Raw genomic sequence first — 2,608 nt, 5'->3', positions numbered from 1 at the left:
CTGCGTCGATCCCAATGATGCTCTCCCTGCCCAGACACTGCTGATCTTGCATCTGCAAGATCAAACTGGTGTTCAACTCCACCCACGGCATTGGTTTCTGGAACCAGGCGCGATGGGTTCGCTCAGATGGCCCGCCATAGCGGGCCAGATTGGTGAAATTCAGTCGTCCAGGAACGACCAGCCACAGCACCAACAGCACCTGAAGATAGGCGGCCTGGGTGGAACGCAGGCTGGTTCCAGGGAGCAGGGCCGCTAGAATCTGGCTGGGGGTCGTCCGTTTTGTTGCCACACATCAACATGGACGATCCCCACCCCATTCGTCAAAAACCTTCCGGAGTACTGACCAGGGAAACCCAGCACTTCTTGCTGGAAAGTCTGCTGAGTCTGACCCTCGAACTGCACTCGCTCGATCAGAGTGGTCAACCGTCAGATGCTGTGGAGCATCAGCTCCAGCGCGTCCACCGCGAGCTGGCCTTGGATATCCAGTTTGGTCAGTCATTTCAGGTCACGCGCGGCGGCCAGGTCTACCTTGTCTCACTCAGTCCAGTCGGGGTGAGGTATCAGCTCCAGCAGCCTTTTGACGGTGCATTACAGGCCACGGCGTGAGGGCGTAAAGCAGAAATTTAGTCGGATCTATGGGGAGGGCACTGGGATTTTTGGAATGAAGCATCAACATCCCAAATTCCATTGTTTCTGGAGGGGAAAGATACGAGTACAGATGCAATTCTCCGTATTCACCTGACTCAACCCAGTTGGAGTAGTTGCGTCTGATCACCGTACGGTTAAAGCCTCTGGCCTGGGCGAGCGCCAGAACCCTGGTGCCTGCTCTGGTATAGACGATGGAGGCCCGGCGCTGCCGCTCGACCGTCTCCACCGAGTGGCCTGCCTCCACGATGTTGCTGTAGGCGTCGCGCGAGCAGACGGCATTCTCAAGGTTCTCGGTTCGGGACTGAAACGAACTGGTTAGCCCGATCATCCTGCGCCCCTTGTGGGCCAGGTACAGCACCACTCCGTAGTCGGTTTCCGTCGCAACGCAAACCTTCCGCGCCACCGCTGCCTGCACAAACTCCAGACCGAACAGAGCTTCAGCCTCGGCCCGGTACATGGCCCCAAACTTGCCAATCTCGCGGCTGAGCGGCAGAAACGCCTCTGTTAGAAAAACCGTGACGTGACCAGTCACTTTTTCATCTCGTGGTCTTGCAATCGAATTCGTCTCACAGCCATCACATAGTAACCCGCATCACCGCTGTTTAGAATTCGAGCGTGAATAGATCTCACTTTTGACATAGTTTTCATTGACATTGACGCGGTATTTTTTGTTGATCATGCTAGACTCTTCAGATGGAGGCGCTTCCCTGACCGCAACGTAATCCCGAACGCACGACAAAAATAAAAAACCCCGCCGGTAAGCGGGATTTAAGTTGAGATTCTTTGGTCTAGTCACTACTGTCGCAAGTCGGACTTTACCAGAGAAGGCTCCCTATTGCAACTAGGAGACCCTTGTGAGTCCAATTTTTCATGTCAGTTCGCGGAAGGCCAAAGCCACCGCGATGACCCAGCGCCATAGAGCGCAGCCTGCCCCGCTTTCGCTAAGCAGCGCATCTGAGAGTGTGCAGCCACAAAAGCATAGAAAGGCCGTGAAGCACCGTGCGAATCGGTGTGGACGGCGTGCCTTTGACCTGTCAGCAGACGGTTCGAAGGCACGTTCTATGTGGCAGCGCACTTGCTGCTTGCGCTTGGCTGCGGTTGACACCCCGCCAGGGTTTTCTGGTGGTCTGGAGTGACTGCCGCAAGACTGACGCCGGAGCGCCTCGCCACAGAGGCCACCCGGCGGGCCTTCCTGGATGCCCAGGTGGCTGCCCTGCGAGCGGGCCGCCCAGAGGCTGCGCCGCGCTCCCACATCTGCCCAGCGCCGCTCGCTACACGCCTTCCGATTGACCCTATCGAAGCGCTGAAGGCTGTCGGCCTGTACCGCAAGAGCATCCGCGCCAAACCAGTGCTGAGCGGATACACGCCCACCAAAACGTTCTGGCCCGTGGCCTTCCCGTACAAGGCGGGTCAATACCTGACCAAGCTGAGCCGCAGCGTGTCCCGCGACTGGCGCATGATCCTGACCAGCATCAGTACCACCAGCCTGGCCGGGGGACGGCTGACCAGCTCGCAGGGCCTGAACCTGATCCGTATCGTCGAGGAATTACGAAAGCACTGCTACCTAGGGGTGACCTGAGACTAGGAACCGAAACCTGCGCTAAGGAATTCGGTTCAGGTATTCCTCCAGCGAAGACGGGTCGCGCAGGGGTCTGAGCTGGCCCTGGGCCACCTCCGGTGAGAGCGTGAAGTCGTACTTGCCGAGCATATGGATATGGTCATGCAGCAAAGGCGTCAGCCGGGCCACATCCGCCTCCAGTACCGGATGCCCGGTGCTTTTCAGGTCATCCAGTGCCACCTGCATGTAGCGGGTGTTCCACAGCACGATGGCGTTGACCACCAGTCCCAGCGCCCCAAGCTGGTCTTCCATACCCTCGCGGTACTTCTGCCGCAACTCGCCCTTCTGGCCGTAGAACACGGCCCGCGCCACAGAGTGGCGCTGCTCGCCCCGGTTGAGCTG

3 protein-coding genes and 1 pseudogene are annotated in these 2,608 nt (G+C 58.4%); 1 reads left to right on the top strand and 3 read right to left on the bottom strand.

Going from position 1 to position 2,608, the window contains the following annotated elements; translation table 11 throughout:
- Positions 1-289: pseudogene (locus BOO71_RS12705) on the bottom strand (hypothetical protein); the annotation flags it as partial.
- Between the two features lie 249 nt (positions 290-538).
- The gene (locus BOO71_RS12700) at positions 539-1,180 is read right to left on the bottom strand and encodes a hypothetical protein (protein WP_075832925.1); all 642 of its coding nucleotides are present in this window, start codon (positions 1,178-1,180) and stop codon (positions 539-541) included.
- A gap of 600 nt (positions 1,181-1,780) precedes the next feature.
- Between BOO71_RS12700 and BOO71_RS12695 the strand changes: the two genes are divergently transcribed.
- Complete coding sequence (locus BOO71_RS12695) at positions 1,781-2,227, top strand: hypothetical protein (protein ID WP_075832923.1); 447 nt, start codon at positions 1,781-1,783, stop codon at positions 2,225-2,227.
- 21 nt (positions 2,228-2,248) lie between these two features.
- On the opposite strand, the gene BOO71_RS12690 is transcribed toward BOO71_RS12695, so the two are convergent.
- A partial coding sequence (locus BOO71_RS12690) for a Tn3 family transposase (protein WP_139322752.1) occupies positions 2,249-2,608 on the bottom strand: 360 nt, incomplete at its 5' end.

This window comes from Deinococcus marmoris (genome assembly GCF_001949125.1).
GTDB lineage: Bacteria > Deinococcota > Deinococci > Deinococcales > Deinococcaceae > Deinococcus > Deinococcus marmoris_A.
Note: the sequence above shows the minus strand (reverse complement) of the source record. Positions and strands in the feature narration are given on the sequence as shown.